This is a genomic window from Bacteroidia bacterium (assembly GCA_033391075.1).
Classification (GTDB): Bacteria; Bacteroidota; Bacteroidia; order J057; family J057; genus JAWPMV01.
The window spans coordinates 3,754,435-3,771,203 of the sequence record JAWPMV010000001.1; the positions used below are offsets into that span (position 1 = coordinate 3,754,435).

The 16,769-nt window shown below is 42.2% G+C and carries 14 protein-coding genes and 1 rRNA gene; 9 read left to right on the forward strand and 6 right to left on the reverse strand.

The features are described from left to right. Window positions 1-48: 48 nt before the first annotated feature. From R8P61_15035 to R8P61_15060, 6 genes are all read right to left on the reverse strand, one after another. Window positions 49-1,563: ribosomal RNA gene (locus R8P61_15035) — 16S ribosomal RNA — on the reverse strand. Window positions 1,564-1,983: 420 nt separating this feature from the next. Then, the gene (locus R8P61_15040) at window positions 1,984-2,847 is read right to left on the reverse strand and encodes a hypothetical protein (protein MDW3648379.1); all 864 of its coding nucleotides are present in this window, start codon (window positions 2,845-2,847) and stop codon (window positions 1,984-1,986) included. Between the two features lie 49 nt (window positions 2,848-2,896). Continuing rightward, window positions 2,897-5,497, reverse strand: a complete 2,601-nt coding sequence (locus tag R8P61_15045; protein MDW3648380.1) for a leucine-rich repeat domain-containing protein — start codon at window positions 5,495-5,497, stop codon at window positions 2,897-2,899. Further along, window positions 5,494-6,369: a hypothetical protein gene (locus R8P61_15050; GenBank protein ID MDW3648381.1), complete on the reverse strand. Its 876-nt coding sequence runs from the start codon at window positions 6,367-6,369 to the stop codon at window positions 5,494-5,496. The genes R8P61_15045 and R8P61_15050 overlap by 4 nt, the downstream gene beginning before the upstream one ends. A gap of 189 nt (window positions 6,370-6,558) precedes the next feature. Continuing rightward, the gene (locus R8P61_15055; GenBank protein ID MDW3648382.1) at window positions 6,559-7,125 is read right to left on the reverse strand and encodes a hypothetical protein; all 567 of its coding nucleotides are present in this window, start codon (window positions 7,123-7,125) and stop codon (window positions 6,559-6,561) included. Between the two features lie 37 nt (window positions 7,126-7,162). Further along, window positions 7,163-7,852: a hypothetical protein gene (locus tag R8P61_15060; protein MDW3648383.1), complete on the reverse strand. Its 690-nt coding sequence runs from the start codon at window positions 7,850-7,852 to the stop codon at window positions 7,163-7,165. Window positions 7,853-8,050: 198 nt separating this feature from the next. On the opposite strand from R8P61_15060, the gene R8P61_15065 reads away from it, so the two are divergent. The 9 genes from R8P61_15065 to R8P61_15105 all read left to right on the forward strand — a co-directional run bounded on the left by R8P61_15065 (window position 8,051) and on the right by R8P61_15105 (window position 16,733). After that, the gene (locus tag R8P61_15065) at window positions 8,051-8,986 is read left to right on the forward strand and encodes a polysaccharide deacetylase family protein (protein MDW3648384.1); all 936 of its coding nucleotides are present in this window, start codon (window positions 8,051-8,053) and stop codon (window positions 8,984-8,986) included. Between the two features lies 1 nt (window position 8,987). Beyond that, window positions 8,988-9,428 (forward strand): GNAT family N-acetyltransferase, encoded by a 441-nt coding sequence (locus R8P61_15070; GenBank protein ID MDW3648385.1) that lies wholly within the window; start codon window positions 8,988-8,990, stop codon window positions 9,426-9,428. 258 nt (window positions 9,429-9,686) lie between these two features. Further along, window positions 9,687-10,475 (forward strand): hypothetical protein, encoded by a 789-nt coding sequence (locus R8P61_15075; GenBank protein MDW3648386.1) that lies wholly within the window; start codon window positions 9,687-9,689, stop codon window positions 10,473-10,475. Between the two features lie 146 nt (window positions 10,476-10,621). Beyond that, complete coding sequence (locus R8P61_15080; GenBank protein ID MDW3648387.1) at window positions 10,622-10,930, forward strand: DUF3817 domain-containing protein; 309 nt, start codon at window positions 10,622-10,624, stop codon at window positions 10,928-10,930. A 6-nt stretch (window positions 10,931-10,936) separates the two neighbouring features. Then, a complete protein-coding gene (locus tag R8P61_15085; GenBank protein MDW3648388.1) occupies window positions 10,937-11,971 on the forward strand; it encodes an adenosine deaminase in 1,035 nt (344 codons plus the stop codon). A gap of 5 nt (window positions 11,972-11,976) precedes the next feature. Further along, a complete protein-coding gene (locus R8P61_15090) occupies window positions 11,977-12,939 on the forward strand; it encodes an ornithine cyclodeaminase family protein (GenBank protein MDW3648389.1) in 963 nt (320 codons plus the stop codon). 101 nt (window positions 12,940-13,040) lie between these two features. Further along, complete coding sequence (locus R8P61_15095; protein MDW3648390.1) at window positions 13,041-14,663, forward strand: hypothetical protein; 1,623 nt, start codon at window positions 13,041-13,043, stop codon at window positions 14,661-14,663. Between the two features lie 89 nt (window positions 14,664-14,752). Next, window positions 14,753-15,811 (forward strand): DUF3500 domain-containing protein, encoded by a 1,059-nt coding sequence (locus tag R8P61_15100; protein MDW3648391.1) that lies wholly within the window; start codon window positions 14,753-14,755, stop codon window positions 15,809-15,811. Continuing rightward, on the forward strand, window positions 15,792-16,733 hold the full coding sequence (locus R8P61_15105) for an alpha/beta hydrolase (protein MDW3648392.1): 942 nt from the start codon (window positions 15,792-15,794) through the stop codon (window positions 16,731-16,733). The genes R8P61_15100 and R8P61_15105 overlap by 20 nt, the downstream gene beginning before the upstream one ends. Window positions 16,734-16,769 lie beyond the last annotated feature (36 nt).

Sequence of the window (16,769 nt, forward strand, 5' to 3'; positions counted from 1 at the left end):
CACGCTGACGTTTTGTTTGATCTGCATCTCTCGATGCAAACTCTCTAGAAAGGAGGTAATCCAGCCGCACCTTCCGGTACGGCTACCTTGTTACGACTTAGCCCCAGTTACCAGTTTTACCCTAGGCGAGTTTTGACATCGACTTCAGGTACCCCCGGCTTCCATGGCTTGACGGGCGGTGTGTACAAGGCCCGGGAACGTATTCACCGCGGCATGGCTGATCCGCGATTACTAGCGATTCCGACTTCATGGAGTCGAGTTGCAGACTCCAATCCGAACTGAGAACGGCTTTTTGGGATTGGCTGGCTTTCGCAAGTTCGCTACCCGTTGTACCGTCCATTGTAGCACGTGTGTCGCCCTGGGCGTAAGGGCCATGATGATTTGACGTCATCCCCGCCTTCCTCACTCCTTGCGGAGGCAGTCTCGTTAGAGTCCCCAGCTTAACCTGCTGGCAACTAACGATAGGGGTTGCGCTCGTTGCGGGACTTAACCCAACACCTCACGGCACGAGCTGACGACAACCATGCAGCACCTTGCACTCTGTCCCGAAGGAAAAACTGCTTTCACAATCTGTCAGAGGCATTGTAGCCCAGGTAAGGTTCCTCGCGTATCATCGAATTAAACCACATGCTCCACCGCTTGTGCGGGCCCCCGTCAATTCCTTTGAGTTTCATTCTTGCGAACGTACTCCCCAGGTGGATCACTTATCGCTTTCGCTTGGACACTCAGACCGAAGTCCGAACATCTAGTGATCATCGTTTACAGCGTGGACTACCAGGGTATCTAATCCTGTTCGCTACCCACGCTTTCGTGCCTCAGCGTCAGTTCCGCCTTAGAGATCTGCCTTCGCAATCGGTATTCTGCGTGATATCTATGCATTTCACCGCTACACCACGCATTCTAATCTCCTCAGACGGACTCAAGCTTTCCAGTATCAATGGCGGGTATCCAGTTAAGCTGGACGCTTTCACCACTAACTTAAAAAGCCGCCTGCGCACCCTTTAAACCCAATAAATCCGGACAACGCTTGCACCCTACGTATTACCGCGGCTGCTGGCACGTAGTTAGCCGGTGCTTATTCTTCTGGTACCTACAAAACTCCGTATAGGAGCGAATTATTCCCAGATAAAAGCAGTTTACAACCCAGAGGGCCGTCGTCCTGCACGCGGCATGGCTGGTTCAGGGTTGCCCCCATTGACCAATATTCCTTACTGCTGCCTCCCGTAGGAGTCGGGCCCGTGTCTCAGTGCCCGTGTGGCTGATCATCCTCTCAGACCAGCTACCCATCGTTGCCTTGGTGAACCATTACTTCACCAACTAGCTAATGGGGCGCATGCCCATCCTTTAGCGCCGGAGCTTTGATCATTATACCATGCGGTATTATGATAACATGGAGTATTATTCATCGTTTCCAATGACTATCCTCCGCTAAAGGGTAGGTTGCATACGTGTTACGCACCCGTGCGCCACTCGTGTATCTCCGAAGAGACCTTACCGTTCGACTTGCATGTATTAGGCCTGCCGCTAGCGTTCGTCCTGAGCCAGGATCAAACTCTCCATAGTTAAATCTTCTGATTCAAGAAACCAACCGTATATAAGCCTAATTGCTTATATGCGGTCCTATATTTTACATCATGTCAAATAACTCTTATCTATCTTTTTCCCTCAATATCAAGACCCCGCTTCTCCTTAGATAATGTCTTTTTTAGCTCGCTTTCTCTCCGCCTTTTTCCCTCTTCTCTCTATCGTTTTTCCGAAAGCGTGTGCAAATATCGCACTTTCTAACTCACTTTTCCAAATTTTTTCTAAAACTTTTCGAAAAAAAAATAAAGGAGTTCTAACCTTTATTTATGGTGAGCAAAGCAATATGTTAAAGCAACGTTCCCCGCGAAGGGATGACAAAAGTAGAGGTCGTAATTTGTTTTTCCAAATCTTCCGACAATTAGTTTTTCCACATTATCCGGAGTCAATTGATTATCAAGCTTATCGGTCTATATTTTTTTTCACTTTTTTAGGAAAGTACAAAACACAACCTATTCTTAAGCCCGTAAAAGGGAAATCCCGGATACCATACTGGTAGCGAAAAAGAAGTTTGATTTTTTTAAACGATTGTTCAAATTCGGCAGAATAAACGATCGGAAAGTCACCATTTCCTACATAGCCCCAATACCCTCCGACCGATTGTTTGATACTAAATCCTTTCCTGATCAGGTCAATTCCTCCACCAAATTGAATCGCATCGTTCTGACGATATTTAGGATCATAGGTCTGCCATACATAAAAACCTCCCAAGGCATGTGGCCGAATGGTCCAAAGTCCCCGCTTATAGGTTTTGGATGCAGAGACATCAAAATAGTATCCCGGCCCATCTGTAAAGCGTGCATCTTTCAATCTGACTCCTGAAGCAGTACGCATACTCAGGTTCAAAACTATATCCGGAAGCTTTCTATGATCTTTGGTAATCTGGATAAGGGTACTCAAATAGATATCTCCGGCTGCCCATCCCCTACCCGAAGTAGTTCTGGCCCGACGCATATCTCTCACTTCAGGACTCGTGATAAAGTATTCAGCCGGCACGTAGTAACTTTCCACTGCTACCCTACCATCTCCTAAAGGCACATAAAAGCGCGTGAAGTAATCAAAGGTTTGGTCTCCTTTGGCGAAATAATAATCGAAACTGCTTTCCCACTGATATTCCTGTTTGATAAGGCCCTTATGAAAAGGAGGAACCGGTAATGCATTTGGCCCCATAAAGCCCGGAGACATAATCATATATCTTTCCCAGGGAGAAAAACCATCATATCCCACCAGGTTATTCCAATACTCCAAATCAACTTGAGCCCTCAAAGGATTGAGAGGCAGAAGAAAAAGACCGAAGAGTATGAATGAAAGGAATTTAGTAGTAAACGACTTCTGTATTGGGATGAGAGCTTTTGAACCTCTGTACTTTTGCATCTGATAGTTTGGTATTAAAACAGGTAAGGGTTTTCAGGTCAAAAAGAAGCTGAAGTGCTTTGAGGCTACGTACCGGAGTGTTGGAGATATCTAAATCTTCCAACATAGCAAGACCTGAAAGTGGCTGCAAATCCTTTATTTGAGTTCCTGAACAGGATAGCTTACGCAAATTACTCAAGCGAGCCAGTGGATCAAGTTTTGAAACGGGTGTATTATCAATAGATAATTCTTCCAATTCCTGAAGATAAGCCAATGAACTGAGATCCATTACCGGGCTTTGGCTACATCTTAACACTTTGAGGCTAGTCAAAGAGCTAAGGTGCCTCAAATCACTGATGCGGGTTTTGGAGAAACTAAGTTCTTCAAGTGCGATAAATTGATTGAGGGGATAAAAGTCCCTGATCTCATTATTGGATTCTATATTCAGGCTTCTCTTTTGTGTCAAGGCATGTAAAGTAGAAGGATCTGCTTTGTCTTCGATGTATTCTATGGTTCTAAAGAAAGACCTCCATGCAGCAGGTGTCTTTTCCCACCAATCAATGAGTTTTTGAGATTTATAGATAATCAGACAATCAGGAAGCCTGGTCAATAATTCCCGTGCTTCTTTATCCTGGATCTCATTGCCATCACAATAGAGATTGCGCAATCCCTGAAGTCCTTTTAAGGGAATGATACTTCTTATTGAGCTAAAGTCGGCATTGATAAGCTCCAGATTTTGCAAATTGTTTAAAGGGCTCAGATCAGCAACAGAAGTAGAGGAAAAAGTCAGTTCTTTGAGTTTCTCCAGATTTTCCAATGGCAAAAGGTCGGAGATAGAACTACTATCCGCATACAGCCTTTCCAGATTCTGAGCTGCTGCAAGAGGACGTAAATCCAGGACACTGGTATTACGAATATCAACTTCTCTCAGGTTTTTCATTTCCAGCAGCGGGCCCAATCCTCTGATGGCCCTATTTCCTCTTACATCTATGCGGTCAACATTTACTAGTAATTGCAATTGATCTCTTCCGGGCTTTCCTTCAAAAGGAAGCAGCTTCCCCATGACTTCTCTCCAGGCCGGGCTCATTGCTTCCCACCAATCCTGCAAACTGGCCGAACCAAATATTACCAGAACTTCCGGTTTCATCCTCATGAAGCTGCGGGCTTCGTCTTCCGGTACATCTGTATTGTCGCAATATACTTTCCTCAGATTACGCAGATCCTTCAAGGGCATAATCGAATTGAGCTTGCTTTGATCTGCCTGAAGGATTTCCAGGCTATTTAGTTTGCTCAAAGGCCTGATATCTACGACCGGGGTTTCAGATATATCCAGATTTTTCAGACTGGAAAGGTCCTGAACGGTGAAGAGATCATTTACAGCCGTAGCCTTGAGGTCCAGTTTCTCCAGATTTCTCAGATTAGTGAGAGGAGAAATATTGTTGATAGGTGTTTGAGAAAGGTCAAGCTCCTTTAATCCAACTAATTCTCCCAGGGCATATATATCTTCTAAAGGAGTACGAGAAAGATTCAAACTCCTCAATTCCGGCAATTTCCTGAGCACCTCCAAATTACTAATACGCGTTTGGCTTGCATTGAGCTCTCGTAAATTGATGGCGTATTGTAAAGCTGAAATATCTCTTACGGTAGAATTAGAACAGTCCAATATTTCCAGTCGGGTCAAATTCCGTAAGGCATTTAAGTCATAGACCTGGGTTCCGGATATATTTAACGATTTGAGTCGACTCAATTTTGCCAGGGCATTCAAGTCGGTAATAGAAGGATTGTCTGACAAATCCAGTTCTTCTATAAGCAAAAGTTTTTCCAATTCACCGATGGTGCTTTTACTCAGTAAAGATATCAGGCGTATATCTGCAAAGACACTATCCTCTAAATAAACGGTATCCGTTCTTTGCCTGAGATCCGCCATTCCCATATCTGGTCCAAAGCCTAATTGGCCGGAAAAGAGATTTTTCCAATCAAAAGGAAGGCCCATCCACCATTCGCTCAATTCTTCATCCCGGCTCAATTTGGTGGTATACATGCTGGCGATTTTCATGTCCCGCATGCTTTCATCAATATTGATTTCGAGGAAACGAGGTTTCACCAGATTTACTGGCTCCCCATCCTGGGTGGTTCCTCGCATATGTCGAGTCATAGAAACCAGGAGGTACATTTCTCCAAACTCATTGATCTCATCGGAAATCTCATCTATATTCAATTCGAACTCGACTTCCTGGAAAAAGAAGTCGATGTCCTTTAAATAAGCCTGTACATCTTTTTGGGTAATCACGGATCGGCCCTCGATGAGGTCATCTTCTATTTGAACCTGGGCATCCTTAAATACCTTTGCGTAGCTGCTATTTATAATGATCTCCTTATCGCGAGCCGAACTTTCCGCACTTCCCACAGTATTCATGAGGAATTGGAGGAAAGACACCAATTGTTCTGCCTCAGATTTATAGGCAGCAACTTCCGGATCATTGACTACAGGTTGTTGGGCAAAGAGAACTGAAAACAGAAATAAGGGAAGAAGAAATACTTTGTATAAGGTATTGCGGGTCATTTTTGATAGATGTATTGAAGCAAGAGCTCTTTCTGCCCTTTGGGTATCTCGACCAATTGGGAGATCAGCCAGCCTCGATTGGGGCTTTTCCGCTGAAATTCCTTAAGCTCAAAATACCAGCCTTCCACCTGAAAGAAGTGGAACTTAACCGAATTTACAGTATTAAACGACAAATTACCTCTTTTTATCTCATAATAGAGCAAAGTCAAATAGTCAGGACTATATCCAGCCTTGGCATATTGCTCCAGATTTCCAGTATTTTTGAAGACTTTGATAAGTTCAATGAAATCGAGTTCATGGCTAAGTGGGTGTATGAAAGCAGGCATATTTTTGCCCGTATCTGGTCCCCCATCAGCAAAAACTTCCTGAAAGGGTTTGAATAAGGCATGGGTAAATACCCATTTAGAACCCACTTTGGCTTCTTCCAGTTTGAGAAATAAGGTGATGGGTTCCTTCCGACCTTTATAATTAAAAGTTGTTTGTACTTCGGCAAACCATTCCCCTCCATGAAAATCCAAAAACTGGCCATTGCTGCCATTTACAGATTGAATAAACTTTGACTTTAGTCCAGGATCCAATTTGCTATTTTCATTGTCGAAAATGGCATTCAGGTACTTCTCCCGCATTTGGGGATTTCGATAGAGATCATCTCCGGGATAAAAGCGTTTACCTTTACTACTTTCCTCGCAATTGAATCTCCGAAAGAATTGATTGACCTGTTTGGTTTCCGCATAGAGTACGGATTCATCTCCCAGATAATCTCCCAGACTCTGTGCATAGCTAGTAGAAGGAGACACATATACATAGGTGAGGCCCAAAAGCATGAACATACTCATAAGCCGCTTTGCAAGGAGAAATGCGTTGATCTGCATGAATAAAAAATGAATTGCCAACCGAAAGGTAAAAGACAGAGTCTCAACAAGAGATGTTGCGCCTTTGCATTCACCCTACATTTTCATATGATGCTGTTCGAGCTGTTGGTTCTCTTTATATACAGAGCTAAATATCAAAAAAGGTGCCTTTCCCTTCAAATCAATTGAAGGAGAAAAAATTCACCTCATTTATGCAGAGGTTTCTACGACTTGTATATCCCCTAAGAGGACATCCCAAAAGTCTATAATACGTCCGCCAATCTGAGTACTTTTCTTTTCAACATATACCGTGATATCCTTTTTCGTGGTATCCTGATACTTCAAGCCTTCTTTGGTTACCCCTTCAAATCGCTGATAAATGGTAATGACCCCTACATATCGACCATCAGGCTGCAGTTCCAAATCACTTATATACTGAATATTGTACCAGCGAATGGTAACTTTTTCATAACTGAGGGCCATCAACCTTTCAAAGTATCTCCTCACTCCAAAATATTGTAGCGCGGTTTTGTACAAAGAGGAAACAGAAATCTGGCTTCCGTCAGCAAATAGTTCAACTGCACGATCTATCACTCGATTCCCTTCGGAGAATGGCGTGGATTTATCCCCTATAATGCTGATGTAGCGACTCAGGTCCCGTACTTTTTCTATGGCTAAAGAATCAATGGCCTGTTTTCTGGCGCGACTGATCTCCTGGGCCTGGGAAAAGCTGAATGCAAAAGAACAAAGGAGGGCCAGTATTATACTTTTATACATGTCTTAAGTTGTTTGCTTTGTGAATGTGTCTTTGAGGCTATCTTTTGATCAATTCCAATTCTTTGATCTTCCCATTTCTGTCCATGATTACCTGATCAATGTAATCTGCATTTTTTCCCTGATCTTTTAAATAGTTGAGGTATTTCCTGATAGTAGTAGGACGATCGTATTCTCTCCTTCCCCCTACGTCTGAGATGACAATTAGTACGGGAGCATTCGCTGAACTAAACATTTCCAAGGCTCGGTCAATGCGAATGTTGGCAAGTGAAGAGCTTCCTGCATTGCTAATGTTCTGAAAATGATCCAGCAATTGGTCCTTAGCTGAAACAGAACCTGCTTCCTCTCTTCCATTTTCCTCTCGCGCCATCAATTCTTCCCGCTCTCTCTGAAGTTCGTATTCTGCCTTTTTGATCATGGCCTGAATATCGGGATCGTCAATGTTTTGATATTTAATCTGCATCAATTGCCTTTCCTTGTCCCGTAAATCATCCATACTACTGGCAGGATTATCAATGAGTGCCTGGAGCTGATTTCGGATCATATCCATTTCTCGTTCTTTGGCTTCTTTTTCAGCTTCTGCTGCAGCCAGGGCTTCCTGACGAGCCATTTCTTCCGCCAGTTTCTTTTTCTTATTACATCCTGTCGACAAAAACATACTTGCCGCCATCAATAGGATGAGAATGGATTTGGGGGATTGTGTAAAGGAGAGGAGTGAATGAGTAGTCATATTAGGCTAATGAATCTGAATGTGGTCGTATTTGGGCTAAGTTAAACAATCCTACAAAATATCTGGCCTATTCTCGGCTTCAATTTTGTCAAGAATCCTTCATCTTCGACCAAGACATACTTATTTAAGACGAATGCATTACAGGCATGCCAGAAAAAATTGGTAATTAGCCCCTGAGAACTTAAAAATGCCTGATACATGAGAATTTTACTGAGCATCCTGTTTTGTTGTCTGTCGGTGTCCATATGGGCGCAAGAGAAAGAAATCTGTGTAAGTGTGGATGATCTTCCTTTTGTGAGTTATGGAGAAAATGATCCCCATGTACTCAGGGCTATGACGAATCAATTGCTGGAAAGTTTCACCTCTTATGAGATTCCGGCCATAGGTTTTGTGAATGAGAAGAAACTGTATATGTATCGAAAAAATAAACTCAAACAAAGCCAGCTTGATTTACTCAAGGTATGGCTCAACAATGGTTTTGAGTTAGGAAATCACAGTTTCTCTCACTTCAGTTATCATAACACGCCATTCACTACCTATACAGAGGATATATTAAAAGGGGAAAAGATAAGTAAAGCACTTTCTAAAGAATACGACCTCCCCTACCGATATTACCGCCATCCTTTTCTCAGACTGGGACTTAGAAAAAGCCAGCATGATTCCCTGACTAACTTCCTTCACCAACATCAATATGAAGAAGCTCCAGTCAGTGTGGATAATGAAGATTATTTATTTGCCAAGGCCTATGCCATCGCCTGGAAGAAAAAGGATGAAGCTCTGATGAAAAAAATCGGTACTGATTATGTCGACTATATGATGGAGAAACTCAGCTATTTTGAAGGCAGATCAGAAGCATTATTTGGGAGAAATATTCGACACATTCTTTTGATCCATGCCAATAAAATCAATGCTGATTACTTTTCACTCCTTGCAGAACGTATGAAAGCAAAAGGTTACACCTTTGTCGGGATGGAAAGGGCTTTAGAGGATCCTGCTTACAAGACTCAAATAAGCAAGTATGGAGATTATGGTATCAGTTGGCTGGATAGATGGGCACTGAGTAAAGGGGTGCCCAGCGATTTTTTCAAGGATGACCCCAGATCTCCTGACTACATTTATGAAATGACTCAATAATATGTCCTATATCATCCGTGAGATAGCCAATGAGCTTGAGCGAGAAATGGTCTATCAACTCCGCCAAGAGGTCTTTGTTAAAGAGCAAGGAATTCCTGCTTATCTTGATAAGGATGGAAGAGATGAACAAAGTCGGCATGTAATTGTGTTGAATGCACAAGAAGAAATCATGGCAGGAGGCAGATTGAGTCCTCATCCTAAAGAAAACATCGGCATCCTTAGCCGAATAGCTGTTTCAAAAGTTCATCGAGGAAAAGGTCTGGGGAAAAAAGTAATTAAGGTATTGGAATCTCTCGCTTCAGAAGATGCCTATCAAGCCGTTCAATTAAAGCCTCATCTGCATTTGGAATCCTTTTACCAAAGCCAGGGTTACAAAACTCTGTCAAAAGATGAGAATCCTGCAGGCAAGTATCCGCTACTATTGATGGAGAAAGTTTTTTAATCAAGCTCTCCTTCAGGACAGATTCAAACTTATTGACTATCAATCAATTAAAAGCAGATTTTGGCTAGTTTCCAATTTTTGCTTACCTTAAGTACAACTCCTATCCGATTTCCTTTTTCCAAATCATTTGCAAAATCCCGAAGATATTTGCCAGGGAAACATTTGCCCTTTTTTTGAATAAAAGGGCAAGACTCTCTATGCAAATATTTCGGGATTATCTGAACACACAATAATTCAATAATCCCTAAATCACCTATCATGTTAAGAAACCTAAGAATCTATTTTATCGCGACCGTGCTTGTATTAGGTCTATCTGCCTCGGCCCTCTTTGCTCAAATCCCCGAAGTAATTTCTATGCGAGACGTAGGAGTAAAAGAAGGTGCCGATACTGAAATGCTGGAGAAAATGTCAAAACATGGAGCCAAACAACTTGCTGAAAAAAGCGAAGGAATGTTTTTCGCCTTGCTTATGGGAAATCGAGGCCAACGGAAAGGCAAATACATGCACTCTTATGCCTTTGCAACTAAAGAACAAAGAGACCATTATTTCCCTAAGGAAGGAGCTGATGCACCTCAACATACCCAGGATCTTTTCAATAGTATAAGTTTCCCTGGAGATCAAAACCCAAATAGTTTCCTCGAAGGAGGTGAGTTATATACCGATTATGTAATCCTGGGTTATGATCAAATGGAAGCCCCAAAAGGAGGTGCGGTTGTATCTATTCATCTATTAGAAGTGGCCGAAGGAAAAGAAGCCGAATTTGAAAAGATGGTTACAGAATCCATTCATCCCCTTTGGCAAAAGAATATAGAAGGTATGTATATCTATGTTCTCAAGGGAGATCGTGGAGCCAGAAAAGGAAAATATATCCAGATGATGATGTTTGACTCCATGGAAAGGAGAGATGCTTACTTCCCGGTAGAAGGGGAAGGTTTCTCAGAAGAACTGGCCAAGCAAATTACGGATGAATTGTGGCCTGCCAAAAAATTTGAAGCCCTGGGCATGTCAAGTTCGGGCTATACAGATTATCATTTTGTGAGTCGGTAAGAAGCTAGCCATCGCGCATGCCAAGTGTTATAGTGCTTTAGTATTATAGTTATAGAGGTTTTAAACTTTTCAACTACAACACTAAAGCACTATAACACATTTTATTTCCCCCAATTCCCTATCTTTGCGGCAAAAGAAAATCACTTATGCTGAAAACCAAGCTGGGTCAATTAAGGGCCCTTGCATTTGCCGAAGGAATAAGTCTTTTACTCATCTTTGCCGTTTCCATGCCTTTAAAGTATCTCTATGATATGCCAGGACCCAATAAGGTCATAGGCATGATTCATGGCGTGCTCTTTATTGCTTATTGCTATTGGCTCTGGGAAGTCGCACAGGAAAAAGGATGGACATGGCCCACAAAAATTTGGGGCTTCATCGCATCTTTCATCCCTTTCGGAACATTTATAGCAGATGAAAAGATTTTCAAGAAGGCCCAGGCCCCTAAGACCAATTAAACAAACATGGATAACACAAGCCTGAAAGCCTTTATCGAAGGCATTCCCAAAGCGGAATTACACCTCCACATAGAAGGGAGTTTCGAACCGGAACTCATGTTTGAGATCGCTACCCGAAATGGGATCAAGATTCGCTTTGATTCTGTAGAGGCAGTAAAAGAAGCCTATCAATTCAATAACCTTCAGGAATTTCTGGATATCTATTATGAAGGGGCCAATGTGCTCATTCATGAGCAGGATTTTTATGATCTCTGCTGGGCTTATTTGAAAAAAGTGCATAGCCAGAATCTCGTTTATGCCGAGATTTTCTTTGATCCACAAACCCATACTGATCGAGGGATAAGCTTTGATACAGTTATCAAAGGTATAAAGCGTGCATTGGATGATGGGAAAGAGCAATTGGGCATAGAAGTGAAATTGATCATGTGCTTTCTCCGCCACCTGGATGAAAGTTCAGCAATCGAAACCTTTAAACAATGCCTCCCTTATAAAGACTGGATCATAGGTGTCGGACTGGATTCTTCTGAAGTTGGGAATCCTCCTTCAAAATTTGAAAACGTTTTTGCCATGGCTCGGGAAGCGGGCTTTATCCCGGTAGCACATGCCGGAGAAGAAGGCCCTGCCGAATATATCCGCGAAGCCCTGGACTTACTCAAAATCGAAAGATTGGATCATGGGAATCGCTGCTTAGAAGATGAAGATTTGGTGAAAGAATTGGCTGAGAAAAAAATGGCCCTGACCCTTTGTCCCCTCTCCAATCTCGAACTCAAAGTTATTCAGGACCTGAAAGATTATCCGCTTAAGGAGATGATGGAGAAAGGTCTTCTGGTAACCCTCAACTCAGACGATCCGGCTTATTTCGGAGGATATATGAATGAAAACTACTGGGAAGTAGCTAAAGCCATCAATCTGGATGAATATCAGATTTACGAACTTGTCAAGAATTCTTTCCAGGCAAGCTTCCTGAGTGAAGAAGAGAAAGCGACATATATCAAGCAGGTCGACGATTATTACCAGGCCTATTTACAGGATAAATTTTAAGCCATATGAGTCAGGCTCCCCTCATTCTCGATCTGGAAAAAATAAACTCCCTTTTACCCAAAGCTGACCTCTTCAATGACATTATGCAGGGCTTTGTAGCTTTTTCTAAAGGCGAAGCCGTTATTCCGCCGGTTGGAGAGCTCCTTATACCCGAACACGAAGGTGAGGTTCATATAAAATACGGATACCTTAAATCGGCGCCCTACTATGTCGTAAAAATCGCATCTGGCTTTTATGACAATGCAAAACTGGGACTACCTACAGGAAATGGTTTGATGCTGCTTTTTGATAAAGGCAATGGTCAACTAAAATCTATTTTGCAGGACGAAGGGCATCTGACAGATATTCGCACAGCGGTGGCAGGTGCTTTATCAGTTTCCAGTCTGGCACATAAATCGATGAAAAAAGTGGGCATAGTGGGCACAGGCATTCAGGCACATCTACAACTGGAATACCTTAGCAAGGTTTGGGAAATTGAGTCCGCCTTCATTTGGGGCCGAAATGAGGAGAAAGCACATGCCTATCCCGCAGAAATGTCCCATCTTAAGTTTCCCATTCATCCGCTTTCCGATCTTGAAGAATTGTGCCAAAAGTCAGATATCATCATCACTACCACCCCTGCCAAAAAAGCCCTCATTCAATCCGAATGGATTCAAGCTCCGAAATGCATAGTAGCAGTCGGATCTGATACCCCTGAAAAAGGCGAACTCGATCCAACTCTTTATAAAAAAGCCAGTCTTTCTGTTGTCGATAGTCTCGCCCAAAGCCAAAGCAGAGGAGAAGTGTTTCAAGCACGCAAGAATGGCTTTGTCTCAGATCAAACAGTCGTAGAACTAGGTAGCCAAATTGATAAGAAAGAGAAGCTACAGAAAGAGCAAAAAGGAATTACCATCGTAGACCTCACAGGCATTGCCGTACAAGACCTGATGATCGCCAAAGCCATTTTCGAACTAGCAGAAAAAGAATAATTTTACCGCACAATAATTTACCAACCATGAATACAGCAAAATCACTTTTGTTCACTTTCCTATTTATTCCTCTCCTTCTTATCGCTCAAACTGAAAGCTCCATGAGCTGGGGACCGTTGATACCCAAGAAGAAAAGCCAGGAACGCCCAAAAGTTGTCGCACAATTAGAGGACAGCTTTATCGCTTTGAGAAGATTTAGGAAGATCGAGGATAAAAAGGGAAAGTTTTATAATGATCAGTTTGAACTGATAAAATTTGATAATTTGGGTAAAGTCCTGAAGAAGAATGTCCTTTCCTTAAAAGGCATTCCCCAAAATCCTGAAAATTTATCTCTCATTTACCTGAGAAATGAACTTTTCGCCATTTACGAATATTATCAATCGAAACAAGAGAACTATGTTTGGGAAAAGAGAAGCATAGATATAGAAAGTCTTAGCTTTAAAGAAGATGCACAAGAAATCTCTCGCAGCAATAGCAAGGAAGATTTAAGCCCAAGAAGCTATTCCATAAAAGCATCCAGAAATGAAAACTTTCTACTTTTCTATCGGGAGAAGTGGAATCCTGGAGAAAGTAAAAGAGTATTTTTTGGAATGATGGTCTTTGATCAGAATTTCAGCAAAATCCTCGACAAAACCATCAAAAAGGAAGTAGAAGATAAAGTCCTGGCTTATGGCAGCGTAGCAATTGATGATCAGGGGGATGTATATTTTGGCCTACTCATTGAACCCCCAAGTTTTGGAATGCTTGCTTCAAAAGCCAAGGTAAAAGAAACTCGCACAAGTTTCCGATTATACCATTTGAAAGCGCAAGCCTATATAGAAAAAAGTTACGAACTTGAATTATCAGGGGCATATATAGCCCAAATGGAAATTGATTTAGATCCCAATGGGAAAGTCTTTGGGAAGGGGCTTTATGGGGAGTATTATAAGCAAAAACAGTCAGAGCTTGAGAATTCCTCAGAGGAAGAGCGTGATGTTTACAGAAATTTTGATAGAAACACAGCTCACGGTATCATAACCTTTAGGGAAGAAGACCTTGTAGGTACAAAGATTAGCCCTCGGTTACAGGCCTTCACAGAAACATTTGCAATAGAAAACATTCCGCATAGCAGAATTGTGAAGAATAAGGGAATGACTGATTTCTTTTACCATAAATTCAAACAAGGGAGTGATTCCTTTATATTCCTCGAAAAGTTTAAATCCGAAGTTGTGCCTGGCCCAAGTGCCAGCTTTGATATGAGTTTCTCCCAAACAGTTCCACTATTTAATGACGGATTTAGTTTAAGTGCTGCAACAGTAGTTGTCACACAGCTCAAGGACATTATCTTACTTAAGATAAGCGAAACAGGGGAAATAGAATGGCATAAAACCCTCCCAAAATTCCAACGGATGGGAAAACTACAATTGACGGAACAGAAGTGGAGCTACGGTTCATTCGGAATTTTAGATAAGGGCAATTCGCTGGTACTTGCCCTCAATGATGGTCCCATCAATTTCCAACAACGTGAGAAGGCCTGGCCTTATTCAAAGCCAGATAAAATGGAAATGATCAGCCTGCTACACATTGACGAAAAGGGAGAAGTCAAACAAGAAGTCATCGAAGAAAGCAAGAAGGAAAAATTCAAATTGGTGCCCAATTGTTTTTCGGATTTTGAGGCTACCAAAAACAATGGAATCTATTACGCAGAGAATGCAAAAGGCTACAAATGGGGCTTTTTAAAATAGTTTCTGAAACTAGCTAAATCAGGGACTTTCCCATTGCCAAACATTTAGTATATTTAGTCAAGAAGCCTATTGACTAACACTAACTAACTATGCGATTCCTCATTCAAATTGCTAGCTTCCTGTTGTTATGCGCATTTTTTAGCTGTAAAACTGCACCAACCCAAACTAGCGAAAAGGAATCTACCACAGAGGTAGAAAAAACCGAAATGCAAATGGCGGCTTTACAGCTGCTTTCATCAATAACTGATGAGCAGAGAAGTGAAGCATCCTTTTCCTTCGAAGTCGAAGAAAGATTCAATTGGCATTTCACTCCTAAAGAAAGAAAAGGACTTCAGTTTGCCAAACTGGATCAAGCTCAGCGTGAAAAATTGAGTGCGCTCATGCGTACCATCCTTAGCGAACAGGGTTACAACAAAGCCAAAGATATCATGAGTCTGGAATTGGTCCTTCGCATCGTGGAAGACCGACCGGAAAATGATAGCTATAGAGATCCGGAAAATTATTATTTCTCCCTTTTTGGTGATCCCTCGACGACTGAAGTCTGGGGATGGCGCTTTGAAGGTCATCATTTGTCCCTCAACTTTTCCTCCCTCGGGAATGAGCTATCTGCAACACCTTCTTTTTATGGTTCCAATCCTGCTATTGTACCTGTTGGAGAAAGGAAGGGTCATGAAGCCCTGGACAAAGAGCAAAATCTGGCCAGAGCATTTGTGAAAAGTCTGGACGAAACTCAGCAGAAAGCAGCTCGGGTAATGGAGGAGGTTCCAGAAGAAATCATCTCCGGAGTCGCTCGTAAGGTGGAAGAAATGCCCCTCGAAGGACTTGCTTATGCCGACATGGATGATGGGCAAAAAACCGCCTTTCTCGAGTTATTGGATGTTTATCTGGGAAATATGGTGGCTTCTTATGCTGAACAACAATTGACTCAAATCAAAGAGGCGGGTTTTGATAAATTACACTTCATGTGGGCCGGAGGTATGGAAACCGGTGATGCCCATTATTATCGCATCCATGGACCTACTATCCTGGTCGAATATGACAACATTCAAACCAATGCAAATCACATCCATACGATCTGGAGAGATTTAAAAAATGATTTCGGAGAAGATCTATTAAGTAAACACTATCGTGAAAGCGACCATCATTAATAATTCTAATCCCTATTTTCTATTGCCTATGAACCCTTTGGCATTCTTCCTTCTCTTATGCTTTAGTAGCTCAGCCATTGCTCAACATAGCGTTTATGAACTCATGGCCAACTACCATGAGAACATAACCGATCTTACCTACTTGAAGATAGGAGATCAGGAACTAAAGCTGGATATATATCGTTTAGGAGATCACATTGGAGAACCTCCCTGGATGGAGTATCCCGAAGGAAAACGGCCTACCCTCATTTATATTCATGGAGGCGGATGGGTAGCCCTGGATAAGTCGGTGGTAATGATGAAATTCCTTCCCTATTTAGAAAATGGATGGACAGTTGTAAATGTCAATTACCGTCAGGGAGTAGGAACAGCACCGGCTGCTGTGGTAGATTGTCGATGTGCCTTAAATTGGGTCTATGAAAATTCGGATAAATATGGCTTCGATACAGACAGGATCGTACTTTCAGGAGCGTCTGCGGGGGGGCATCTATCTCTGATTACCGGGATGAAAGATGCCGACCATTATGATAGTCCCTGTCAAATCAATCGCGACCTCAAAGTTGCAGCCATAGTAAACTGGTTTGGGGTAAGTCGACTCAGTGCCTACCAGAATCCGGAAACTGGAGAACACAATATATATTGGATGAAAAAAGGGGATGATTTTGAGGAACTAAACAGGCGAGTATCTCCTGTATATTATGTAAACAGCAATACACCACCGATCATTACTATCCATGGAGATAAGGACACATCCGTTCCTTATTCTCATGCAACTGAACTTCACGAAGCCCTCGATAAGGCGGGCCTCAAACATGAATTACACACAGTTAAAAATGGGAAGCATGGTGGGTTTACAGCCAATGAATTAAGTTTGTGTTTTGAAAAGATTTGGGCTTTTCTTGATGCGCATGTTGGGAATTAATAGAATTACGATCAGGGAAATTTGGTTTGTTTTGCT

Bases quoted from the DNA above. Each gene is read 5' to 3' on its own strand.
- R8P61_15045 (MDW3648380.1), bottom strand. From the start codon at position 5,497: ATGACCCGCAATACCTTATACAAAGTATTTCTTCTTCCCTTATTTCTG.
- R8P61_15050 (MDW3648381.1), bottom strand. From the start codon at position 6,369: ATGCAGATCAACGCATTTCTCCTTGCAAAGCGGCTTATGAGTATGTTC.
- R8P61_15055 (MDW3648382.1), bottom strand. From the start codon at position 7,125: ATGTATAAAAGTATAATACTGGCCCTCCTTTGTTCTTTTGCATTCAGC.
- R8P61_15060 (MDW3648383.1), bottom strand. From the start codon at position 7,852: ATGACTACTCATTCACTCCTCTCCTTTACACAATCCCCCAAATCCATT.
- R8P61_15065 (MDW3648384.1), top strand. From the start codon at position 8,051: ATGAGAATTTTACTGAGCATCCTGTTTTGTTGTCTGTCGGTGTCCATA.
- R8P61_15070 (MDW3648385.1), top strand. From the start codon at position 8,988: ATGTCCTATATCATCCGTGAGATAGCCAATGAGCTTGAGCGAGAAATG.
- R8P61_15075 (MDW3648386.1), top strand. From the start codon at position 9,687: ATGTTAAGAAACCTAAGAATCTATTTTATCGCGACCGTGCTTGTATTA.
- R8P61_15080 (MDW3648387.1), top strand. From the start codon at position 10,622: ATGCTGAAAACCAAGCTGGGTCAATTAAGGGCCCTTGCATTTGCCGAA.
- R8P61_15085 (MDW3648388.1), top strand. From the start codon at position 10,937: ATGGATAACACAAGCCTGAAAGCCTTTATCGAAGGCATTCCCAAAGCG.
- R8P61_15090 (MDW3648389.1), top strand. From the start codon at position 11,977: ATGAGTCAGGCTCCCCTCATTCTCGATCTGGAAAAAATAAACTCCCTT.
- R8P61_15095 (MDW3648390.1), top strand. From the start codon at position 13,041: ATGAGCTGGGGACCGTTGATACCCAAGAAGAAAAGCCAGGAACGCCCA.
- R8P61_15100 (MDW3648391.1), top strand. From the start codon at position 14,753: ATGCGATTCCTCATTCAAATTGCTAGCTTCCTGTTGTTATGCGCATTT.